This is a genomic window from Pseudomonas sp. MAFF 730105 (genome assembly GCF_055380705.1).
The window spans coordinates 4,605,288-4,624,701 of the sequence record NZ_AP018438.1 but is presented as its reverse complement, the minus strand read 5'-3'; the positions used below and the strand labels follow the sequence as shown (position 1 = coordinate 4,624,701).

Here is a 19,414-nt window from a genome sequence, read left to right as displayed (position 1 = left end):
TTATGGAGCAATCACAGGCAGCAACACCTAAGGGCAAGGTTTCACAAGTTTTCGCTGCTGCTCTCGGTTCGGCTACTATTGTTTTAGTTAATCGTAATCTTGAGCCCGCGCAGGCGGGTGCTGCAATGTATTTCATACCTGTTATTACATTGCTGGCTTCAGGGTTATTCGGCGAATTAGAGGAGCGAATCAAGGAGAGCTGGTCGGATTATCGAGAAAAATCTGAAGTTAAGCAATTTGTCGTTGAGTGTGATGATTTTCTCAAGGATGAAAACTTAGATGATTCTCAAAAAGAAGAAATTATTGCAAGGAAAAATCAAGCTCGAATGTCGGTAATCAATAATAAATTCCAAAAGCTCAATAAACATGCGCCGACTGGCACCAAGATTAAGCCAAAAACTAGTAGACGTGTGAATCCAAAAACACCAGATGAGTAGCTGGGGTTGCCTTTAAAAGTGGGTTCACCAATGGCCGCTCGCAAGTTTGTTGCGCAACTACCGGGCGGGAGCCCGCGATTGATTTTCCGTGGGCATGGGAGTCCTTGCCGGGCCAGGCTCGGGCGGTGGAGTGGGGGAGTTACGCGGCTTCGGATTGGCGATCAGCAACACGCCACGGGTCATTGGAGTGGGCGAGGGCTGCCATCGGCGGTGGGCTGACGCTGTTGCCGCACATGTGCACTTGCTGGGTCTTGGTGAAGGGCTTGCCGTCGGCGCCGTGGCTGATGATGTAGCCGGCCGGGAAGCCTTGGGCCTTGTACAGCTCGGAGGGCTCAGCATCCGCAGGCAGATGTCCACCATGACGTAGGACGTGCCCTTCACCATTACGGTGACCATGGCCAGGCGGTCCTTGGTGGTGATCGTCCGCGCCGGGGCATCGCAGGCGCTGATGTTCTCGGTGCCGTAGTAGCTGATCAGGAAGGCCGCGACTCGCAGGGCGCCGGCTTCGTGCTCAGGCGAGAGTGTCAACGATACCAGAGAGCTTTTCCCGCCACTCCCGGCGGTGATGTTGGGGGCGGGCTCTTCCAGGCCCTGGCTCACGCTGGCGCCGAATGCGCGCTCCATGAAGGCGCTGACCAGGCCGTGGTGCTGACCCCGGCGCTGACGGTGTGCAGTGGCTTGTCGACGTCCCTCGCATCATAGTTGCCACGCAGGTGAGTAAAGGGGACAGATTTATTTTTGTTTTCGCTGCGTTAGAAGCGTCCAAAAAAGATCAAAGTCCATAGAAAGGCAGTATTGACAGATGCTTGCTGCTTGCAGGAATAAATCAGTAACCTTTAGGTTTTGTTCGGCTCCATCCGTTTCCGGGCTGGAGCCGTAGTTCAAGCTTGCCCTTGATAAAAGGTGATAGTCTCTTTTAATGAATCTGAAAATCCATAAATATCATCGAGTGAACTTATAGGGTGTCGAGTTTCATTTTTGTCTTTGTCAAAAACACCTAGATATTTTTGAGATCTGTTGAAGTGAAGTCTTGCAATGGGTTTTCGGTTGTTATCATCCAATAAAATTCCGAAATAGCTTTGGGTGTCTCGATGTGCAATTCGCTTTGCGTCGATTACCGTGCGTACTATAGCTTTTATTATATGGAACCCCTCTAATTCCTCCACTGTCGTAAGAACTCTATCTTCAGGCGTGTCATTTGTTTCTGGTTGAGTTTCGGATACAACCAGTTCAGCAGGGGTAGGTAGCGGTACACCGCTGATTGCAGATTTCAAACGATCGTTAATTTGATCATTCAGAAACTGAGCAGCGGCTTTTTTGGTTAGGAGCGCAAACTGTTCTCTTACCTTTTGAGTGATCGCACCTTCGTAGATTCGAGAGGCAAAGAAGCGCACAAAGTCATCGTCGGGCTGAGTAAGTTGGGAGGCCATTTCCCTTTTTATCTGACCGACGTATTTTAATTCGCCTGCTGCATTGATTATTGATTCAACGTCGAATGCTGACTTGGTAAGCTTTTGTAATTCTGGAACTACGTGTTCATCAATGTCCAGAAGATCTATTTCTAAAAATGGTTTTTCATCCATTTTGTTGGGAGCATCTAAATCGGTGAAAAATCTATAATACCTTCCATTGGTTAAGATTGAGATTCTGGCGGTTGTGACATGGAAGTATCTAAATAATTGGCTGGCGTGGTTTATGTTTAAAGATTCGCCAATTTTTTTGGTTTCAATAAGTATTTGTATCTGGCCGTTTTTTAAAATGGCATAATCTATTTTTTCGCCCTTTTTTGTACCAATGTCACAAATATATTCAGGAACGACTTCGGATGGGTCGAAAACGTCGTAACCAAGTACTGTATGAATGAAGGGCATTACAAACGCGGTTTTAGTTGCTTCCTCAGTTTGGATCGTTGACGCTAATTGGCTCACCTTCGCCGACATTGCATTCAAGCGCTCTAAAAATTCCATTTTCCTAGCTCCGCTGCACGTTCGCCCGATCGGGCTTATGGAGGCCTAACGCTACTACTTGTTAGATCTGTCGAATACTGGATTTTCGTCCATGCTGGATGTCCAGACAGCGACGCTTAAGTGCAGCGCCATCGCATATTGTTTACAGGTCTTGAAAACCTGATGGAACAAGGAGGGGCATGCTTACTAGATGGACTGAGTGTTAGTAAATCCAGGTCTCCTTCGCGCTATCCCTGGAGCCCGCCCGTTTCTAATACGAACCACGTTGATCCTTATCGCAAAATCCTACACAAACCTCGGAAACCATCACCTTGCCGCTCCAGCAGAGCGAATCCTATAGTCCTTCCGTCGCCCAATGGCGACTCGGGTTTGGCGACTCGATGGAATGAAGTAGACCTTTTCCATTGAATTGAGGTACTACCCATGAATCGATACATGCCCATCACCGGCATCGACCTTATCCCTGCAACGCTGTTCATCGACACCGAAGCGCCTCTCGACGTCCTCTTCGAAACAGCCGATTACCGCATTCGCACCGTTACCCAGCTTCTGGAAAATATTGCGTTTCACTCGGATATCAGTTCGGACACCGTAGTGCTCGCCGACTTTTGCAAGCTCCTGACGACGTCGCTACGCGATGGGTGTGACGTGATGGATGTGATTGGTCGGCGGTTGCGGGCGCAGGCGGCTGGTTAGAAGAATGGGCGACTTGTGAGTCGCCCATTTCATGAGGCTTGGGTCGGTTGAATAACGGTCGTAGCCCACCGGTCTTTACAGTAGAGTTTTTTAGCAGCCCGCCAGAGGCCAACCGACCCGCGCCGCACGAAGAAGGCTGGCCTTGACAACCAATCGGTGAAACGGGGCAATCACCAAGATGTACGCCCGGCCCAGACGATTGTGACAGTGCACCACGGTTGAAAAAACCAGCTGGCGACTGCCTTCCGGCTCTGTCTCTTCAGAACATAAGATCGATATCCGGAAGTCGAGGTGCTTGTCGTCCTCTCCGAGCACGATTTCAGTCTGGTTCGTGCTGTAGACCTTGAAGATTCCAACCCGATTGGCAAGGGTTGCCAACTGTTTGGCTGTCTTGAGACCAAAACAGGCAACGATAGTGTCTCGGACTTTCATGAGCCAGCCGATCCAGGAGGGCTGGTGGGAAAGGATGAATCGAGCCAGTGAATCCGGATTGCTGGATGTGCCCGCAGGGAGCCGAATCGCGAAGGCGTCCGCCAGGTTCATCGACTGGTAAAGGTGGGCGATGCCGGACCTGGTGGGGACTGGCACGGAGGTAATGAGCTCAAATTCTCGGTGCATCGGGGATCCTTCCTGAGTTCTGACACGGATTAATTGGATGTTGTTGAAGCGCCCACTGCTCCTTGGCGAATACTGAGCTCAATCACGGCATCATAGAGCGCTTGCTGCCCAGCTGGCAGAACAGGGAGTAACGTCGCGCGGCGCTTGTCGACACCGAACCAGGACTCCACCAACCATCCCACCAGATAGAGTGCCGACAGGCATCCGCCAGCGGTTGCAATGTTCCCCGGCATACAAGAGGCTGGTCCACGCACTCAAGTCCCAGGGCTTGCAGGTCCGAGCGTGCATCCGGGTGCGTAGTCGCTTGGCCGTTAAGCAACCCAAGTCGTTCGAGAATGAAAGCGCCGGCGCAGATGGAGCCGATTCGCTGGCGTCTGGCGTCAAGTTCAAACGACGGTAGGAAGTCTGGAGCGGCAAGTGCGGCGGGGATACCTTCCTTGCCGCTGACAAACAATACCGCGTCGGCACTATTGGCCTCCGAAAGCGGACCGTGCACCGAAACAGGCAGGCCGTGCGCCGATCGCACAACAGGGCTGGACCCCACTATTCGGACGTGCCAATCCTCGGTGCTGCGGCCTAAGATGTCCCACATCAGGAACAGGTCGATATCCGTGAAGTGGTCGAAAGCAACCAGAACGATTTTTTTCAAGGCGAGCTCCATGACAAGTGCTGGTGCTCGCAACGTATCAATCGGTTGCCCACCCTACACAGTCTGTATGGTGCTAAACAGGGAGCGAAATAACGGGTGAAAAAACTGACGCGTAACCATTGGATCGCCGCTGGTTTTGAGGCCCTCGACCAAATAGGGTACACGGGCGTTTCGGCCGAGAGTCTATCGCGCCGATTGAATGTGACCCGTGGATCGTTCTATCACCATTTCCGCAATCGCGAAGACTTTGTCCGCACTTTGCTGGCCGCTTGGGAAGAAGATTACACGGAGCGCATGCTCGCTTATGCGGCGCAGGGGCGTAGCGCGGGCGAGACCTTGAAACGCTACTTGAGTATTGCCGCTGAGAAACAACCAGGGCGGGAAGTTTCCATCCGAGCCTGGTCGCTGCGCGATCCGTTGGTAGGCGAGTTTCAGCAGCGTGTCGACACAAGACGACTGGACTTCGCGATACGGACCTGCCGCCGCTTGGTCCATAGGCCAGGCGAAGCAGAGGTGATGGGTCAGATGGCCCATTTATGCCTGATCGGCGGCCAACAGGCAGGGCTGCGGCGTGACGCCGCTCGCTTCAATGGTTTCATGCATCGAGCCTTTTCACTTCTCGAAGGGGCTCTTGCACCGTGGCGCGCTAAGTTGTGACCTGATACCTCCCGGCATAGACGCTATGGGCAGGCCATAGACTGCCGAGCCTGGTGCTTGGTCCATAAGAGACGACCATTGATTCTTCCTTCAGACCATGACTCGGTCACCAGAGAGCAATGGCCGCTCAGGTTCTCAACAAATGTCCTTGGATAACCCTCAGGCTCATCACCACCCAGGCGCATCCAGTTTGGATCTGTCGAGGCCAGGGATCTGTAAGGGGTGCAGGCGGCCAATGTGAGCAGAGAGAGTGCCAAAACCAGCTTTGTCATAAAGTCCTGATCAATCTGCAACATGGCTGATCACCGTCTATTTCCTCGTCCGTGAAGGCGGTCGATAAGTGTGCGGGCAGAAACTGGGTGTGTAGATAGACAGGGCCCTTTTCCAATGCGAGCTACGGCGAGGCGTTGCTGCAAATGACGCTATACGACCCACCTCAATCGGCGGAAACCAGACAGTTGGGGGCAGGGCACCGCTTGAGTTCACGTGTAATCGGACCGTCTCATAATTGTGGTCTGCCCGCGTTTTCCTTGCATCCGCAGCCCACAAGACCATTGTCGCGACTGACAAGGGGGCAGCGCTCGATTTGAGTTCATGATCTCTTTCTGCTCCACCGCACTGCCACTCTGGTGATGCTCGCTCTCTGTGGGCCCGGCCCGCGAAGAAGGCACGGAGGCGGCGAAAAGGGTTTAAATCTGACCAGGCCATATCCAAGCGTGCCTGCACCATCTCATTTTTTGCCTGGACGATCTGCCCTGCCAAACTGAGCGCCCTTTTCTTGAACTCCCTGTGAAGGGCCTGCTCCTCGGTCTCGTTCCCCAGTGGCGCAACCTTCATCTCGGAGAATGTGAAAAGAACTTTGTCGCTGAGGACATAAAACGTGCCGCGACATTTTTGTATATTCCCGTGAAAGATAAAGTCGGCCGAAAGGAACGCACGTTCGTCTACGTCTATGTAGTACAGCAGCTCACCCAAGTGGTTTCGAACTTTTCCGTCCTGGTGAATCCGGCCCAAGGGTGCGCCATCGCTGCCATTGCCTTTGAAGACCAGGTAGCGGCCGTTCGTGTAGTTGTACGGCATTAACGTTCCTTATTCCGCCCTGACATTGGAACCCCTGGTTTGCCCACTCACCGCACCCATCCATCCATGACCCTTGCCCGCAACGCTATCAGGTCAAGACTGGCCATGCCCAATTTCTTCTGGCGTCTGTTGGCAAATCCCATAAGGCGCCCGACGGTCAGTCGCGTCGACCCGACTGGCTAGCCAATAACCTGTACATGATTTATATTTTTGTACAGGTTTTTGTAATGGGATGTAGGAAAAGTGACCCCCCTCGAAAAGCTGATTTCATGGCATGAAAGTTGGGCGCTGCGCAATCAGATCGTGAAATGCAAGAGCTGTGGCGCCGAGCAGTCCGAGAGCGATAGAGAGCTGACGTTCATGCATGAGCCGACCTGTCTGAATGCGAGATTCGCCACCCAACCCTGGCAGGCGTTGGATGAGGTGAGAGAGGCTTATTGGGTTCCGCCGGAAACCTCATCATTGGATTAGAGCGGGGGAATACAGCGGTGAATCACGGGGGAGATGAGCATCGTGGTGCTGTCCCTATTTCATAATGCCCCCGGCTCGTAGTGGCAAAGTAATGATGCTAAATTCTGCGCGTTCAACGTGTGCGCTCATTTGCCCCACGGGAATACCTAACCTCTCTCAACCAATTCTGTGGATATGGACGTCAATGAACAAAACCAAGCTCTCGATTGCGCTGTCCTGCGCTGTTGCCATCGTGATGTTGAGTGGATGCGCTGCTTCTGTGAAAAGCGGCGGAACTGAAACACTGGTCATCCAGGAATCAGCCAAGCAGAACCTGGTCGTCAACTTCCAGGGAAACAGCAAGGTTGAACAGAACGAGGACTGGTCTCGCCTGAAGCAAGAATGGAGTGACGCCCTGCAAGCGGAAGCGACTCGCGCGGGCTACCACCTTGCCGAAGCCCAGCCGACAAGCCTCGACGGCAAAGACGGTGTGGGCATTAAAATCAACGTGAGCAATTTCCGTTACCTGACCCCAGGCGCACGCTACGGAGCCGGTGTCATGGTAGGCAATGCGTGGGTCAACTCCCGCGCAGATTACTCGGACTTGAAATCAGGCCACCTGATTGGCACACGGACCTATGACACGACATCGTCTGCTTGGGAGGGCGTCATGTCGGCCATGACCCAAAAGCAGGTTCAGGCTATTTCTCAGCAAATCATCAGTGACATCAAGAGCGCGAAAGCCAAGTAAGACGATTCTTGCTTAACGTATCGACGTTTGGATTGGGGCGTTGATCTCATGTCTTTTGCTGTGAAGCTTTTGGAAAAACGGAAAGAAAGCACACCCTGAGGAAGGGGTGATCAATGTTAAAGAAACATCAGGAAAGCAAAGCAGTGACTGCTGCTGACATCGAGCGCTCTATTCAGGCACTGAACAAAATGGCTGAGCGCCTCTGGGGCGATGGCCGGGAAGCTGAGGCGAAAGCGCTGCTCGATGCCTTGGATGCTTTAAATAGAGCCCTCGACCGGATCAGGATTGGTGAAAGCCGCAGGGTGCTTCATTGACGAGAAGAGTAGGCCGTAACACTTAATGCCAGTCAGTTAAGCCACAAACCTGTGGGAGCAAAGCTTGCTCGCGATAACGACAGACCAGTCAACATTGCTGCTGACTGACTTAGCGCAATCGCGAGCAAGCTTTGCTCCCACAGGTTTTGCGCCGTTTGATCCTCAACTGACTGGTATTAGGCCGTAACGCGTTGTTTTGAGTGGGGCTGCCTGCCTATGGGAAATGAATTTGTCCCTTTTTCGCTATCGCCGCAACGCAAAAGCCCCGATCCAAATCGGGGCTTTCTCATTTCCGATAGAGACAAAACCCGCCGGATGGCGGGCTGTGCTTGTCAGTTCTTGCAGGCTACCTGCGGAGGCACAGCAGGCGTCAGCTTTTTGGGAATGACAATTGAAGTGCCAGGGAAAGAGGCGAGTTCGAAAACCCCGAGGATGCACATAAGCGTTTGCCCGCCATCTTTGTTGGGGCTGTTAGCCACGCCTGCCAAAGCTTCATAGTCTTTCCCTGGTTCCAGCTTGTAAACCAGCGCCTGGCCACCGCAGGACGAGTAAGTGCTGCCATAGCCGCCAATGGTCGCGCCCAGGGTTGCAACCTGGAAGGGTAGATCAGCCCTGACGCGATACTCGGTCACGACCTCTTTGTACGCCCCTTCGGCCATCCGAATGGCAGGGATGTACTCGATAAGAGTGGGCATAACGCGTTGCGGCATGCCAATGCTCGCTGTCTTCAGAGGGTACTGCGGATAGTTGATGCTCGCCGTCCCGTCCCGCCCGAAACGTCCGGCTTCAGCCATTTTGTGACGGGTAGCAGGGGCACAACTGCCAATGATGCTGTCTCCATACACGCTGGAGTTGGTGATGACCCGAACACGGGCCAAGCTCTCGGATTGAGCAGGCTCTTCGTAGGGAACTGAAGGTATTCCAGAGCAACCGGCAAGTGCTGCAGCAAAAAAAATAACGAAAGTGACGACCCGCATGACCATGTCCTTATGTGCTCGATAACCAAAAAAAAACCGACACGATGGCCGGGATTTTCGTGCACTCCTACACGCGCAGGAGTGGGGGGATGGATGGTGGCTCATTGGCTCGCTGGGGACAAGCAGCTTTTGTCTCAACCAATCCCTTCGCATCCAACAGTGCACAGGTCGTGATCAGGTGGGGCTCGTTTGCTGCAGCACGTCCCCGTCGTCGCTCACCTTGGGAATACTTCATATCTATCTATACTCAGCGTTTCTGCCCGGATATTCATCCGGCGCATTCACGGACGAGGAGAATAGACATGGCTTCCAGCAGCACACTCGCTCCAAATGATGAAAGCGGAATTGTCAGCGCTCTCAATGGCGTCGTCACGAAGACCGATGTGATTGCGAGTGCGATAAGGACTGGCAAACACATCAATGTGAAGCTGGTCCGAGGAGGGAGCGCCACAGGTTGCGAGGCTGCGGTCACTACCAAGAGCGCGGGAGGGGAACCGGCCAATGCGGCATGTGGAGCACCGACCGTGCAACAAATGATCAGTCAGGTGGGTGGCTCTCAGCCAGGGATACCCCAGGTGAAGTTGCCGGAGTTCACTTCTGTTGCGGCTAACTCCGCAAAATGGGCGCGGCGCGGTGGGTGGCTCCTGGTGGAAATCAATACGAGTTATCTCATCGCTGGAGATGCTGGAGAAAGCGGTTGGGTATGCCTGAAGAACGCACCTCTGGTTTCGGCGATTTATATCCCTCATCCCACTGCTGCCTCTGCGCCAGGAGGAAAAGCACTCCCTAACGCTGATTGATGCTCCTTCGATAAAAAACACTGTCGTTTTAGATGAACAAGCATGAGCACCCAATGCTCAGCCCATAGTCTGCTCCACCAACCACTCCCTAAATACCCGCACCGCCGCCTGCCGCTCCCGCCCCGGCACGCATACCACGCTATACCGTGCCCCCGGCAGATTCACCTCAGGGCGATAGCCAACCAGTTGCCCCCGCGCAACCGCTTCAGCAACCAACACGTTACTGGCGAGCACCAGCCCATGCCCGGCGATGGCGGCCTGCAGCGCATGCTGTTCCTCGTCATAACGTCGCAAGCGCGCGTTATCCAGCCAGCTCTGGGTGCCTGCCGCGGCGCACCAGGTTGGCCAGTCGACTGCGACGCTTGAGTGGCTCAACAACGGTACGTCGATCAGCTCGACAGGTGAGTTCTCTTCGGGCGGTTGCCAGCCGGGGCGGCAATAGACGCCGAAGTACTCATCCAACAAAGGTTGTTCGATCAGCTGTGGCTCAGGCATGAACAAGGCGCGGATCGCCAAGTCGATGCTTGCGTCACGCTGGAGGTCCACTACGTCGTTGCTGCTGTGCAGGCCGACGTCGATATCCGGGTGCAACCGATGAAAATCCCCAAGCCGGGGTATCAGCCACAGGCTGGCGAACGCCGGCGTGGTGCTCACCACCAGGGACTGCGCAGCACACGTTGGCGACAGCATTTGCAGGCCATGTTGGATATCGAGCAGGGCCCGGTGGATGTGCGGGTGAAGGCGCTCGCCGTCGGCGCTCAGGCGCACGTTCTGGCTGGAGCGCTCGAACAGTTGCACGCCAAGGAAGCCCTCAAGACTTTTGACCTGATGGGAGATCGCCGCCGGGCTGATGTTCAGTTCCTGGGCCGCTGCCTTGAAGCTCCCCAGCCTTGCGGCAGACTCGAAGCCGCGCAAGGCGGTGAGGGGCAGTTTGGCGAACATGGGGATGGATGACTCAGGTTGAGCGTGGCTCAATTTAGCTCAATTGTGCGTGGGCGCTCAACTCGCCAGGCTGTGGTCTTCTCACACCAATCCGAGAGAGCCACGATGCAAGGCACCCCCGCAAGATTCTCCAGGCGATTCTCTACGAGGCTGGCGCCGTGCTGTTCGTGGCACCGGCCCTGGCGCTCACCTACGGTCAAGGTTTGGTCTATTCGACCCAGCTGTCATTGGTGATTTCCGCCGTGGCGCTGGCCTGGAACATGCTGTTCAACGGCCTGTTCGAATGGTGGGAGCGCCGCCAGTACCATCGCCATCGCAGTTGGCGACGACGCTTGCTGCACTCCCTGGGATTCGAGGGCGGATTGACGCTGATTCTGACTCCCGTGATTGGCGCATGGCTGAGTATCAGCCTTTGGCTGGCATTGATCACCAACCTGGGGCTGTTTGTGTTTTTCTTTTTCTATTCGCTGGTTTTTCAATGGGGGTTTGATCGAGTGTTCGATGTACCGTTGTCGGCCCAGCCCGATCATAATGCCGCATCCAGCGCCAATACTCCTTGAGCCTGACGCGATGCCTGGCTTGCTCGCTCTTAGTGATGCTGCTAGCTTCACTGCATGACGACTAATCGCCTCACCTCGACGACCACCACCACGACCTCTGAAAGCGGAGCGTGCGAGGTGTCGTGAACGATCAGTAGACGAACTTCAAAGGCCCGCCAGCGATGGACAGGGCCTTTTTTATGGCCTTGTGTCGGTGGCTCAAACGCAAGGAGATGCACCCATGTACGCACTGCTGATACTTGATGTCCAGGTTGGACTTGTCCATGGCCCGGAAAAGCCATGGCGCTGTGAGGCTTTGTTGAAAACCATCAATGCCCTGATGACGAAGGCACGCCGCGCTGGCGCTCCTGTTTTTCTGGCTCGGCACATCGGGCCTGAGGGTTCTCCCATCGAAGCAGGCAGCCCGCTGACGAACATTGCGCAAGAACTGGAACTGCAGGGTACAGAAGTGGTGTTTGAGAAGCGGCGGCCTAATGCTTTCGAGAAGACCGACCTGATGGGTGAGCTGCGATCTCGCGGTGTGACGGGTGTAGTGGTCACGGGCATGAAGACTCAATATTGCGTGGACAGCACCTGTCGAGCCGCTCGCGATCTTGGCTTTGATGCAGTACTCGTGGCCGACGGTCATACCACCTCGGACTCACCTGTCATGAGCGCTGAAGACATTGTGGCTCATCACAATGCGACGCTGGATGGACCGTTCTGCCAACTGGTTCCAGCAGAGGAGTGGGACTTCCAGTAGCGTGGCGGGTATTACCGGAGAGGTGGACGGATCGCATAATTCAATCCGTACCTCTTCCGGTTCCTCCGGTCACTTGGGCTTGTTGCCCAACACCCGCCGTATTTTTGGAGTGCTCCATATGAAGTTTTTTCTGGGCGCGATCACCGTCATGCTCCTGACCGGATGTTCGACGCTTGCCGAAACCTTTGATGATCACCCGCGTTGTGGTGCTCATCCCTATTGCGGATCTTCCACGGATATCGAGGTGATCAAGGGGGCCACTGAGGAAAATGCTGGCGTGCTCCGTGTGTTGTTGCCGGTGGCGCTCATTGACCTGCCGTTCAGCCTGGTTGCCGACACATTGTTCCTACCGTATACCGCTTTCAATACCGAACCTGCCCATAAGTAGCCAGATTGCCTTGGGGTTGCTGTGCGGCCCAGCGGGAGCGAGTTCTCTCGCATAAATGAGCCCGGTGTCTTGATCCTTTGCAATTTATCGATGTCCTGTTCGTGCATTAACATTCCTTCACCAAAATCCAGGAAGCATGGCTGTGAGAAACAGGTTTATAGCGGGTGCGTTTTTTCTGCTGATGGCCATGACTGTTCAATCTGCCTACAGCAGTGGGGGAGACGAGTCCGAAGAAAACGCGTCGTTGCTCTGCAAGATGCTGGACGGCCTGGATGCCTTGACCCAGGCTTCCGAGTTCTCGGCCGAGCATCGTACGGTCAATATCGTCATAGACGGGTCGTCAGAAGACGCCAACAAACTCTGCCCGGAAATCCTCGCCCTCGTTGAGCAGAACGAGTTGGTCTTTGCCCAGGGCTGGGCTGTAGAAATCATCTCTTCCAGCCCGGATTATGGCGTCATTGGTACTTGTCCGTTGTTGTGAGGGGGTCGCGTAAAAGTTGTATGCGCTTCCTGTTTATGATTTAAAGGAGCGGCTCAAGTCGAGCATTGCGTAGCATCATAGAAACCGCGCCTGGAAGGCGCCGACCGAGAGAGGCGGATTGTCTCCAGGTATCTCAAAAGGGATTTTAGCTATGAATCTGTCTCTTCAGGACATCGCACCTGACCAAGTCGACGCGCTTAAAAAACAGTCTCAAGCGGCTTATGACCTGGAAGTCAAACGGCTGCAAGAACAGAACGTTCATCCTCATTCCCTGGCTGGGGTCGGATCCCAACAGGGCATTTGTGGCTACTTCCGCTTCGAAAGTGGCGACAGCATTGACGGGTCCCACACCGAAACGATTCAGATCACGGCTTTGTCCGCCATGATTGGCCCAGATGCTCCTCAACAAGGCATCCGGGTGCGATTTTCAGGTCATGCGACCGGCACGGGCACCCATTTGAATACCTCCAATCTGTACCTGCTGGGTACAGCGCCTGATGCCGTGAGTCTCATCGGGGTGCAATTGACACTGCAGCTGTTGATAAGCGCTGGCAAGATCAAAGTGTTCATCTCCGATGGGACCCGCTTGCAGGCCGTGCTGGTCAATCCCCAGCAGTCTCCACCTGATTTCGACGGAGAGTTCTCCGGTAGCGGCGTCGGTACGTTTACGCAGGTGTGATGTAGCTCGGGCACAAGGCCCTGGCAAATAAGCCAGGGCCTTCCTGGCACCTGTTTCTCGCTATCCCTGCGTATCTTCGGCCAAAGCCGTCAGGTACTCAGCGGCCTTCCGATATTTTTCAACCCGCTCCAGATCCTTCTGGCTCGGGCTGTCTATCCGTGACAAATCACTGTTTTCCGCAAGGTCGGCCAGCTTCACCCGAGGCGCCAGTGGATCTCGGGCAGCCCGTTCGATGAAGGCCTGATAGGTCTCGCCTTCGCGCTTGGTAAGGGAATCGATGGCGGCCAGAATCGCCTCGCTGAAACCTTCGTTGCGCAGGTCTGCGAGCGTCACGCGGGTGTCTTCGACCACGTCATGCAGCACCGCCACGATACGTTCGTCGTGATGCGACAGGCGCAACATGACTTTCAGCGGGTGCAGGATGTAAGGCGCGCCACCCTTATCGGTTTGCCCTTCATGGGCCCGTGCGGAAATCGCTATGGCTTTCTCAAGCGTACTCATGCCACCTCACTCGTTCTCCAGGGATACTCGACGCGGGGACTGATGGACCGCGCGGCAATCTTAGCGTCAGACAAGCGTCTTCGATATGAACGCGTTCACTGAGGTATGAGGTTATCGAATAGGGCCTCTTCGAATTATGTGCTTTTCGGAAGTTGTCTTCGGCTCGCATACTGGTTCCTTTTAAGTCGATCCCTGAACGAGGCGCTGTCTTGTCAAACGTTGAACCCCCTCTGCATGAGTTGAAGCGCGAGCACATCTACGACGGCTTCAGGCAGTTGATGCCGATCTCTCTGTTCGTCGTCGTATTCGGGGTCGCTTTCGGCCTGGCGGCTGCGCAAACGGGCTTGAGTGATACGTCGGCCGTACTCATGAGCACGCTGGTTTTTGCCGGCGCTTCACAATTTGCCGCGCTGGATCTGTGGGGCGAACAGGTGCCCGTGGTGCCACTGATCATCACCGTGTTCGCCATCAACGCCCGGCATCTGTTGATGGGCGCGACGCTCTACCCGTGGCTGCGGGAGTTGCCGGTGGCCAAGCGCTACGGTGTGATGCTGGTGGTCTCGGACGCCAACTGGGCCATGGCGATGCAAGCGTTCAACGGCGGCAAACCGGGGTTCGGGTTGTTGTTCGGGGGTGGTATTGCGCTGTGGGCCGCCTGGATCCTGGGCAGTTGGCTGGGCCTGCATTTTGGCAGCGCCATCCAGAATCCCGTCAGTTTCGGGCTCGACATGGTGATGGGGTGTTTCCTGTTGGCGATGGTGGTGGGCGGGAAGAAGAACCCGCGCATGTTCATCATCTGGACCGTCGCGGCCTGCTCTTCGCTGATGGCTTACTGGTACTTACCGGCTAACAGTCATGTCGTCGTGGGGGCTTTGGCGGGAGGGCTGTTGGGCGCGTTGTGGATGGAGAAAAAACAATGAATATCGCAACGGCGGGGTATGGCACGCTGGTCATCATCCTGATCATGGCACTCGTGACATTGGCGACTCGCTGGGGCGGGGTTTTCGTGATGTCGTTCGTGCCGATCAACTATCGGGTGCAGCAGTTCATCACCGCCATGTCGGGCTCGGTATTGGTGGCGGTCCTGGCACCGATGGCGGTCAAGGGGGATGACGGCGCACGCCTGGCCTTGCTCACCACGGCAGTTGTCATGCTGGTCCTGAAGAAACCGTTGCCGGCGATTGCGGCGGGCATAGTGGCGGCAGCGCTGGTGAGGCAGTTCTGAGATGCAAATCGCCCGCTTACAGGCGGGCGATAAATTAATGTCACTCAGGTCAGAAGCTCAGGGCTGCGGTCTCCCCGAATGAATGTTCCTGTACGCCAGCCATGAAGTGCAGCGGCATCTGTTGCTTCGCCTCAATCGGCGTAATTTCAAAACTGCCGACTACTTGAACGTGAAGTGCACTCAGCCGTATCAATTCCTCTTCCTTTGCCTTTGCCATTCTCGCGTGGTTCGCTGCGATTTCATTGAGAGTTGACACGGTACATCTCCGGTGGCTGACCAAGCGTGATTGAGTTGCCGCAGCGTCAGAATGTCGTCTTCCTGGCGGCTACGGCAATTGCTGCAAACCCTAAGCCAGACGTGGCCCGGCAGGGCCGGCCACGTCCTACAGGCGACGAATGGAGAGTCGGACGCCAGTGACGTTCCAACCATGCCTCAACAATAAGTCATTAATAATGCATTTCACGTCATCGCAACGGGCTGATACCCCGGCGGTGCCAGTCGAGTTGAACGTCGCCCTAATTGCGTGACATTTCTCAGTCGGTATCCGCGCCGAAGCGTGTTGATCGAGGTCTCGGGCTTCGATAGGCCACCATCACCCCGAGGCCGATCAGGCCGGTCGCCAACGCCAGCAGCAGAATTACCTTTTGCAATCCGATCGGCGCGGCCAGCAGCGCGACCAATAGGCCCGCCAGCGGTTGTGACAGGTTGTTGAGCAACGTGATAACGCCGACGGTCTTGCCGAAGTCCTGGGGCGGGATGACTTGCTGGCGAATGCTGCGCATGTAGACGTTGAACATTTTGTCGAAGCCGACGACCAGGAGGAAACCCACCACGTAACCCCAGGCGTTTGGACTGAGGGCGGTGATGAAAGCGCCTGTGGCGATCAACGTGTACGACAGGGCACCCAGCCATTTCAAGGGCAGCGAGACCCGTGCCAGGAGGAACAGGATGACGATGGTGGTCACGGCGCCAGCGGCCTGCAACCCGGCGTAATAGTCCTTGCCGGCGCTGTACTGGCCGATGACCATGGCCGCCGAAGTGGCCAGGGTGACGCCTATGATCAGATTGACGCCGATCGCCAGGCTGATGATCTTCTTCAGTTCCGTCAGGTTGCGGATATGGCTGAAAGCGATGCGTAGCGGGTTCAGCCAGAGATCGTGATGTTGCTCGAACGTTTCCAGGGTGACCGAGCTGGTGCGCTGCCAGTACCGCATGGCCAGGTCCGCCAGCAGGAACAGCGCGGCAATCGCCAGTACTACCCAATGCCACGCCCATACTTCCAGCATCAGCGCAGCGATCAATGGACCCAGCACCAGTCCGCTCTGGTCGGCGATCTGCGAGTAGGACAGGGTCTTGGTATAGGTGTAGTGCTTGAAGATGTAAGGCAGCACGACTTCGCGGGCCATGATGCCTTGGGTGGTTAGCACGCCGCACAAGGCCGAGAGGGCGATGATCCAGTAGAGGCCGCCAAAGATCCCGTAGAGCGCCGTGGCGGCGATGCACGCCACGGCGCGGTAGACCTGGCTGATGTGCAGGATACGGATGGGCGGGAACTTGTCGCACAACGCGCCGCAGATCGGGAACGACAAATAGCGCGGCAGGGATTCGACGAAGAAGGCCAGGCCCGCCCAGGAGACGCTGTTGGTGGTCTGGAACACGATCAACGGGACGATGAACAGCAGGATCTGGTCGGCCAGTCGGGAGAGGAACAATGAGCTGAAGAAGGCCAGGTAATCCTTGCGCATGGAACTCCTTGATAGCGTTTGTCAGGTCCGTTAGCGGCGGGGAACGCGATGTGGAACTAATATCATCCTATGCGTCCCTATGTGCAGGGATCTTCCCTTTTTTAGTGAGAGCCATCATGTTCAAATCGCGCTCGTTGATTGCAGTGGTGACTTGCTTCGCCTTGGTGGCGGGGCCTGAAATGGTCGTTGCGGATCCGGGTAACGGCAAGGGAAATGCTCAGTTCGACCAGGGGCCGGGTCACGGACAGGGCAAAGGAGGGCAAGGCAACAAGGGCGGTCAAGGCAACTCTGGTAACCAGGGTGGCAAGGGCAACGCTCACGGCGGTGGCGGTGGCGGTGGCGGTGGCGGCGACTGGCGCAACGGTCCGAGCATCGACCGGGGTGATGTCATCGGTGTAATCGGCGGTTACCGTGATTATTGGAGCCCGGGTCCGGCGCTGCCGCCGGGCATCCAGAAAAACCTTGCTCGGGGCAAGCCGATGCCGCCCGGTATCGCCAAGAAGTTGGACGGGCGCCTGTTGGGGCGGTTGCCGCACTACGATGGCTACGAGTGGCGGCAGGTGGGCACGGACCTGATCCTGGTGGCGATTGCCAGTGGCATCATTTACGAAGTGCTGAACGGTGCGTTCGATTGAGGCTCGGTTGAACCCGGCGTAGCGGCCTGTTGGCAGGCTGCTACGCCCTCAGTTTTCAAGCTGCCGCAGACGTTTGTACAAGGTATTGCGGCTGACCCCGAGCCGACGGGCCAGGTGCGAGATGTTTCCGCCCACCGCCTGCAATTGGCGGTTCAGGTCTTCGGCATCGTTCAAGTCCACCGACAGCGGCTCCGGTGTGTCCACCGGGTCCATCTCCAGGTCCACGAAGAAATCATCCGGCAGGTGTTCCGGGCGGATCGGCTGTTCCTCGGCCATCGCCAAGGCCACTTGCAGCACGCTGCTGACTTGTCGCAGGTTGCCCGGCCACGGATGACGCTCGAACAGTTCCTGCACCTCGCGGCTCAGGCCGGCCCATTGGGTCGGCTCGCGATGATGTTCCCAAAGGCGTTTGAACAGCGCCTGTTTGTCGCTGCGCTCGCGCAGGGGCGGCAGTTCCAGGGTCAGGCCGCCGATGCGGTAGTACAGATCTTCGCGGAAACGGCCCAGTTGCACCTGTTCGCGCAGCGAGCGGTTGGTGGCGGAGATGATGCGGATGTCCACCGGGAACAGCACGGCGCTGCCCACCGGTTGCACGCAACGCTCCTGCAATACCCGCAGCAAGCGGGCCTGGGTCGGCAGGGGCATGTCGCCGATCTCGTCAAGGAACAGCGTGCCGCGGTCGGCCTTGCGGATCAGGCCGATGCTGCCCTTCTGGTTGGCGCCGGTGAAAGCGCCTTTTTCGTAACCGAACAATTCCGATTCCACCAGCTCGGCCGGAATGGCCGCGCAGTTGACCGCAATGAACGGCTGCTTGCAGCGGGAGCTGGCTTGGTGCAAGGCCTTGACGAACACTTCCTTGCCGACACCTGTCTCGCCGTGGATCAGCAGCGGAATGTCTTTTTCCAGCAAACGTTCGGCCTGGCGCACGGCCTTTTCCACGCGGCTGTCACCAAAGTGCAGCGTATTGAGGCTGATGACGTGGGCGGCGGGAGCAGGGGCGGGCGAGGGCGCCGGTTCGGTGAAGACGCGTGGCTTGATCGACACTTGGTTCGGGCGCTTGAGCATGCACTGGAAACGATTGCGCCCGGCTGCTTGCAGGGAGAACGGCAGGCCGTCGGGTTGGTTCAGCAGTTCCAGCAGCGAGACCTTGAACAGGCTTTCGATACTGACCCGTGACAGGCTCAGGCCCAGCAGGTTGTCGGCCCGGCGGTTGGCGGACAGTACCTGGCCGCTCTCGTCGAAAATCAGCAGTCCGGCCCATTGGCTGTCGAGGTTGTTCAATCCGGTGTTGAAGGTCAGCTGAAAGTGTTCACCGCGGAACAGGTTGAGGATCAGCCGGTTCTCCACGGTCTGGCTCATCATCTTGACCATGCCCAGGGTGTGGGAGGGCGGCAAGTAGCTGTCGCTGGACACGTCCAGCACCGCGATGACCTTGCGCTCGGCATCGAAAATCGGTGCGGCGGAGCCGGTCATGAAGCGGTTGGCCTTGAGGAAGTGTTCATCGTGTTCAATGTGCACCGCCTGCTCGCAGGCCAATGCGGTGCCAATGGCGTTGGTGCCGGTGCACCGCTCCATCCAGCTCGCTCCGGCGCTGAAGCCGTGGGCCAGTTTCGGCTCGATGAAACGCTGGGTACCCCAGGAGGTCAGCACCTGCCCCTGGTTGTCGGCCAGCATGATCAGGCAATTGGAGTTGCTGAGGATGTTCTCGTAGTACGGCAGGACTTCCTGGTGGGTGGTCTGCACCAGAGAATGCTGGCTTTCCAGTAACTGGGCGATGCCTTCGGCGGGCAACGGGTCGAAGGTCGGTGCGCTCTGGTGATTCAGGCCGAAGGCACGGCAGCGGGACCAGGAGGCCTGGATGATGGCGTCGTGGGACAAGGCAGGAGCTGGTGCGGCCATGGGACACTCTCGCAGAAGCTGTTTTTATTGTTGTGGTGAGTTTCGCACAGACTCCTTGTGCTGGGGCAAGCCCCGATTGCCAGGTAGAACGCAAATCCTGTGTGGGAGCGAGCCCGCTCGCGATAGCGTCGGATCAGCTGCACCCATGTTGCCGATAGACCGCTATCGCGAGCAGGCTCGCTCCCACACAGGAGACCGTCCAACCCAAGAAAACGTTCATT

The 19,414-nt window shown here is 56.3% G+C and carries 23 protein-coding genes and 2 pseudogenes; 14 read left to right on the top strand and 11 right to left on the bottom strand.

The features are described 5' to 3' along the window. Positions 1–2 precede the first annotated feature (2 nt). Entirely contained in the window at positions 3–437 is a 435-nt protein-coding gene (locus PCOSP_RS19865; RefSeq protein ID WP_464709382.1) for a hypothetical protein, read from the top strand. 139 nt (positions 438–576) lie between these two features. Here PCOSP_RS19865 and PCOSP_RS19860 read toward each other — a convergent pair. Both PCOSP_RS19860 and PCOSP_RS19855 read right to left on the bottom strand, forming a co-directional pair. Beyond that, positions 577–1,153: pseudogene (locus PCOSP_RS19860) on the bottom strand (DNA cytosine methyltransferase); the annotation flags it as partial. 165 nt (positions 1,154–1,318) lie between these two features. After that, positions 1,319–2,404, bottom strand: coding sequence for a type I restriction endonuclease (locus PCOSP_RS19855; protein ID WP_464709381.1), 1,086 nt, complete (start codon positions 2,402–2,404; stop codon positions 1,319–1,321). Between the two features lie 423 nt (positions 2,405–2,827). On the opposite strand from PCOSP_RS19855, the gene PCOSP_RS19850 reads away from it, so the two are divergent. After that, on the top strand, positions 2,828–3,100 hold the full coding sequence (locus PCOSP_RS19850) for a hypothetical protein (protein WP_464709380.1): 273 nt from the start codon (positions 2,828–2,830) through the stop codon (positions 3,098–3,100). Between the two features lie 90 nt (positions 3,101–3,190). On the opposite strand, the gene PCOSP_RS19845 is transcribed toward PCOSP_RS19850, so the two are convergent. Next, positions 3,191–3,718, bottom strand: coding sequence for a DUF2867 domain-containing protein (locus PCOSP_RS19845; RefSeq protein WP_464709379.1), 528 nt, complete (start codon positions 3,716–3,718; stop codon positions 3,191–3,193). 29 nt (positions 3,719–3,747) lie between these two features. Continuing rightward, positions 3,748–4,367: pseudogene (locus PCOSP_RS19840) on the bottom strand (DJ-1/PfpI family protein). A 96-nt stretch (positions 4,368–4,463) separates the two neighbouring features. Here PCOSP_RS19840 and PCOSP_RS19835 point away from each other — a divergent pair. Beyond that, the gene (locus PCOSP_RS19835; protein WP_175385649.1) at positions 4,464–5,024 is read left to right on the top strand and encodes a TetR/AcrR family transcriptional regulator; all 561 of its coding nucleotides are present in this window, start codon (positions 4,464–4,466) and stop codon (positions 5,022–5,024) included. Between the two features lie 309 nt (positions 5,025–5,333). On the opposite strand, the gene PCOSP_RS19830 is transcribed toward PCOSP_RS19835, so the two are convergent. Further along, on the bottom strand, positions 5,334–6,104 hold the full coding sequence (locus PCOSP_RS19830) for a hypothetical protein (protein ID WP_464709378.1): 771 nt from the start codon (positions 6,102–6,104) through the stop codon (positions 5,334–5,336). A 655-nt stretch (positions 6,105–6,759) separates the two neighbouring features. Here PCOSP_RS19830 and PCOSP_RS19825 point away from each other — a divergent pair. After that, a complete protein-coding gene (locus tag PCOSP_RS19825; RefSeq protein ID WP_053194322.1) occupies positions 6,760–7,305 on the top strand; it encodes a DUF4410 domain-containing protein in 546 nt (181 codons plus the stop codon). Positions 7,306–7,418: 113 nt separating this feature from the next. Continuing rightward, positions 7,419–7,619 (top strand): hypothetical protein, encoded by a 201-nt coding sequence (locus PCOSP_RS19820; protein WP_464709377.1) that lies wholly within the window; start codon positions 7,419–7,421, stop codon positions 7,617–7,619. Positions 7,620–7,951: 332 nt separating this feature from the next. Here the strand turns inward: PCOSP_RS19820 and PCOSP_RS19815 are convergent, their stop codons facing one another. Next, complete coding sequence (locus PCOSP_RS19815; RefSeq protein WP_464709376.1) at positions 7,952–8,596, bottom strand: hypothetical protein; 645 nt, start codon at positions 8,594–8,596, stop codon at positions 7,952–7,954. Between the two features lie 302 nt (positions 8,597–8,898). On the opposite strand from PCOSP_RS19815, the gene PCOSP_RS19810 reads away from it, so the two are divergent. After that, the gene (locus PCOSP_RS19810; RefSeq protein ID WP_464709375.1) at positions 8,899–9,396 is read left to right on the top strand and encodes a DUF4765 family protein; all 498 of its coding nucleotides are present in this window, start codon (positions 8,899–8,901) and stop codon (positions 9,394–9,396) included. A 57-nt stretch (positions 9,397–9,453) separates the two neighbouring features. Here PCOSP_RS19810 and PCOSP_RS19805 read toward each other — a convergent pair whose 3' ends face one another. Further along, positions 9,454–10,338 carry a LysR substrate-binding domain-containing protein gene (locus PCOSP_RS19805; protein WP_464709374.1) on the bottom strand — a complete coding sequence of 295 codons (885 nt, stop codon included), beginning with the start codon at positions 10,336–10,338 and terminating at the stop codon, positions 9,454–9,456. Between the two features lie 89 nt (positions 10,339–10,427). Between PCOSP_RS19805 and PCOSP_RS19800 the strand changes: the two genes are divergently transcribed. The 5 genes from PCOSP_RS19800 to PCOSP_RS19780 all read left to right on the top strand — a co-directional run bounded on the left by PCOSP_RS19800 (position 10,428) and on the right by PCOSP_RS19780 (position 13,188). Beyond that, a complete protein-coding gene (locus PCOSP_RS19800) occupies positions 10,428–10,898 on the top strand; it encodes a PACE efflux transporter (protein ID WP_464711972.1) in 471 nt (156 codons plus the stop codon). Positions 10,899–11,118: 220 nt separating this feature from the next. Next, positions 11,119–11,640: a cysteine hydrolase family protein gene (locus tag PCOSP_RS19795; protein WP_464709373.1), complete on the top strand. Its 522-nt coding sequence runs from the start codon at positions 11,119–11,121 to the stop codon at positions 11,638–11,640. Positions 11,641–11,758: 118 nt separating this feature from the next. Beyond that, on the top strand, positions 11,759–12,028 hold the full coding sequence (locus PCOSP_RS19790) for a YceK/YidQ family lipoprotein (protein ID WP_139644547.1): 270 nt from the start codon (positions 11,759–11,761) through the stop codon (positions 12,026–12,028). A gap of 187 nt (positions 12,029–12,215) precedes the next feature. After that, a complete protein-coding gene (locus PCOSP_RS19785) occupies positions 12,216–12,509 on the top strand; it encodes a hypothetical protein (protein WP_464709372.1) in 294 nt (97 codons plus the stop codon). 151 nt (positions 12,510–12,660) lie between these two features. Next, a complete protein-coding gene (locus PCOSP_RS19780; RefSeq protein WP_139644543.1) occupies positions 12,661–13,188 on the top strand; it encodes a hypothetical protein in 528 nt (175 codons plus the stop codon). Between the two features lie 60 nt (positions 13,189–13,248). Here PCOSP_RS19780 and PCOSP_RS19775 read toward each other — a convergent pair whose 3' ends face one another. Beyond that, positions 13,249–13,689 (bottom strand): GTP pyrophosphokinase, encoded by a 441-nt coding sequence (locus PCOSP_RS19775; RefSeq protein WP_464709371.1) that lies wholly within the window; start codon positions 13,687–13,689, stop codon positions 13,249–13,251. Between the two features lie 209 nt (positions 13,690–13,898). Between PCOSP_RS19775 and PCOSP_RS19770 the strand changes: the two genes are divergently transcribed. Both PCOSP_RS19770 and PCOSP_RS19765 read left to right on the top strand, forming a co-directional pair. After that, a complete protein-coding gene (locus tag PCOSP_RS19770; RefSeq protein ID WP_464709369.1) occupies positions 13,899–14,609 on the top strand; it encodes an AzlC family ABC transporter permease in 711 nt (236 codons plus the stop codon). Next, on the top strand, positions 14,606–14,914 hold the full coding sequence (locus tag PCOSP_RS19765) for an AzlD family protein (RefSeq protein WP_464709368.1): 309 nt from the start codon (positions 14,606–14,608) through the stop codon (positions 14,912–14,914). Before PCOSP_RS19770 ends, PCOSP_RS19765 begins: the two co-directional genes overlap by 4 nt. A 49-nt stretch (positions 14,915–14,963) precedes the next feature. On the opposite strand, the gene PCOSP_RS19760 is transcribed toward PCOSP_RS19765, so the two are convergent. After that, complete coding sequence (locus PCOSP_RS19760; RefSeq protein ID WP_139644523.1) at positions 14,964–15,170, bottom strand: hypothetical protein; 207 nt, start codon at positions 15,168–15,170, stop codon at positions 14,964–14,966. Between the two features lie 277 nt (positions 15,171–15,447). Next, on the bottom strand, positions 15,448–16,659 hold the full coding sequence (locus tag PCOSP_RS19755) for an MFS transporter (RefSeq protein WP_175385640.1): 1,212 nt from the start codon (positions 16,657–16,659) through the stop codon (positions 15,448–15,450). 116 nt (positions 16,660–16,775) lie between these two features. Between PCOSP_RS19755 and PCOSP_RS19750 the strand changes: the two genes are divergently transcribed. Beyond that, positions 16,776–17,294, top strand: a complete 519-nt coding sequence (locus tag PCOSP_RS19750; RefSeq protein ID WP_464709367.1) for an anti-virulence regulator CigR family protein — start codon at positions 16,776–16,778, stop codon at positions 17,292–17,294. 48 nt (positions 17,295–17,342) lie between these two features. Here PCOSP_RS19750 and PCOSP_RS19745 read toward each other — a convergent pair whose 3' ends face one another. Next, on the bottom strand, positions 17,343–19,193 hold the full coding sequence (locus PCOSP_RS19745; protein WP_464709365.1) for a sigma-54-dependent Fis family transcriptional regulator: 1,851 nt from the start codon (positions 19,191–19,193) through the stop codon (positions 17,343–17,345). Positions 19,194–19,414 lie beyond the last annotated feature (221 nt).

Coding starts and splice junctions, on each gene's coding strand:
- PCOSP_RS19865 (WP_464709382.1), top strand. CDS start 3: ATGGAGCAATCACAGGCAGCAACACCTAAGGGCAAGGTTTCACAAGTT.
- PCOSP_RS19855 (WP_464709381.1), bottom strand. CDS start 2,404: ATGGAATTTTTAGAGCGCTTGAATGCAATGTCGGCGAAGGTGAGCCAA.
- PCOSP_RS19850 (WP_464709380.1), top strand. CDS start 2,828: ATGAATCGATACATGCCCATCACCGGCATCGACCTTATCCCTGCAACG.
- PCOSP_RS19845 (WP_464709379.1), bottom strand. CDS start 3,718: ATGCACCGAGAATTTGAGCTCATTACCTCCGTGCCAGTCCCCACCAGG.
- PCOSP_RS19830 (WP_464709378.1), bottom strand. CDS start 6,104: ATGCCGTACAACTACACGAACGGCCGCTACCTGGTCTTCAAAGGCAAT.
- PCOSP_RS19825 (WP_053194322.1), top strand. CDS start 6,760: ATGAACAAAACCAAGCTCTCGATTGCGCTGTCCTGCGCTGTTGCCATC.
- PCOSP_RS19820 (WP_464709377.1), top strand. CDS start 7,419: ATGTTAAAGAAACATCAGGAAAGCAAAGCAGTGACTGCTGCTGACATC.
- PCOSP_RS19815 (WP_464709376.1), bottom strand. CDS start 8,596: ATGCGGGTCGTCACTTTCGTTATTTTTTTTGCTGCAGCACTTGCCGGT.
- PCOSP_RS19810 (WP_464709375.1), top strand. CDS start 8,899: ATGGCTTCCAGCAGCACACTCGCTCCAAATGATGAAAGCGGAATTGTC.
- PCOSP_RS19805 (WP_464709374.1), bottom strand. CDS start 10,338: ATGTTCGCCAAACTGCCCCTCACCGCCTTGCGCGGCTTCGAGTCTGCC.
- PCOSP_RS19795 (WP_464709373.1), top strand. CDS start 11,119: ATGTACGCACTGCTGATACTTGATGTCCAGGTTGGACTTGTCCATGGC.
- PCOSP_RS19790 (WP_139644547.1), top strand. CDS start 11,759: ATGAAGTTTTTTCTGGGCGCGATCACCGTCATGCTCCTGACCGGATGT.
- PCOSP_RS19785 (WP_464709372.1), top strand. CDS start 12,216: ATGACTGTTCAATCTGCCTACAGCAGTGGGGGAGACGAGTCCGAAGAA.
- PCOSP_RS19780 (WP_139644543.1), top strand. CDS start 12,661: ATGAATCTGTCTCTTCAGGACATCGCACCTGACCAAGTCGACGCGCTT.
- PCOSP_RS19775 (WP_464709371.1), bottom strand. CDS start 13,689: ATGAGTACGCTTGAGAAAGCCATAGCGATTTCCGCACGGGCCCATGAA.
- PCOSP_RS19765 (WP_464709368.1), top strand. CDS start 14,606: ATGAATATCGCAACGGCGGGGTATGGCACGCTGGTCATCATCCTGATC.
- PCOSP_RS19755 (WP_175385640.1), bottom strand. CDS start 16,659: ATGCGCAAGGATTACCTGGCCTTCTTCAGCTCATTGTTCCTCTCCCGA.
- PCOSP_RS19750 (WP_464709367.1), top strand. CDS start 16,776: ATGTTCAAATCGCGCTCGTTGATTGCAGTGGTGACTTGCTTCGCCTTG.
- PCOSP_RS19745 (WP_464709365.1), bottom strand. CDS start 19,193: ATGGCCGCACCAGCTCCTGCCTTGTCCCACGACGCCATCATCCAGGCC.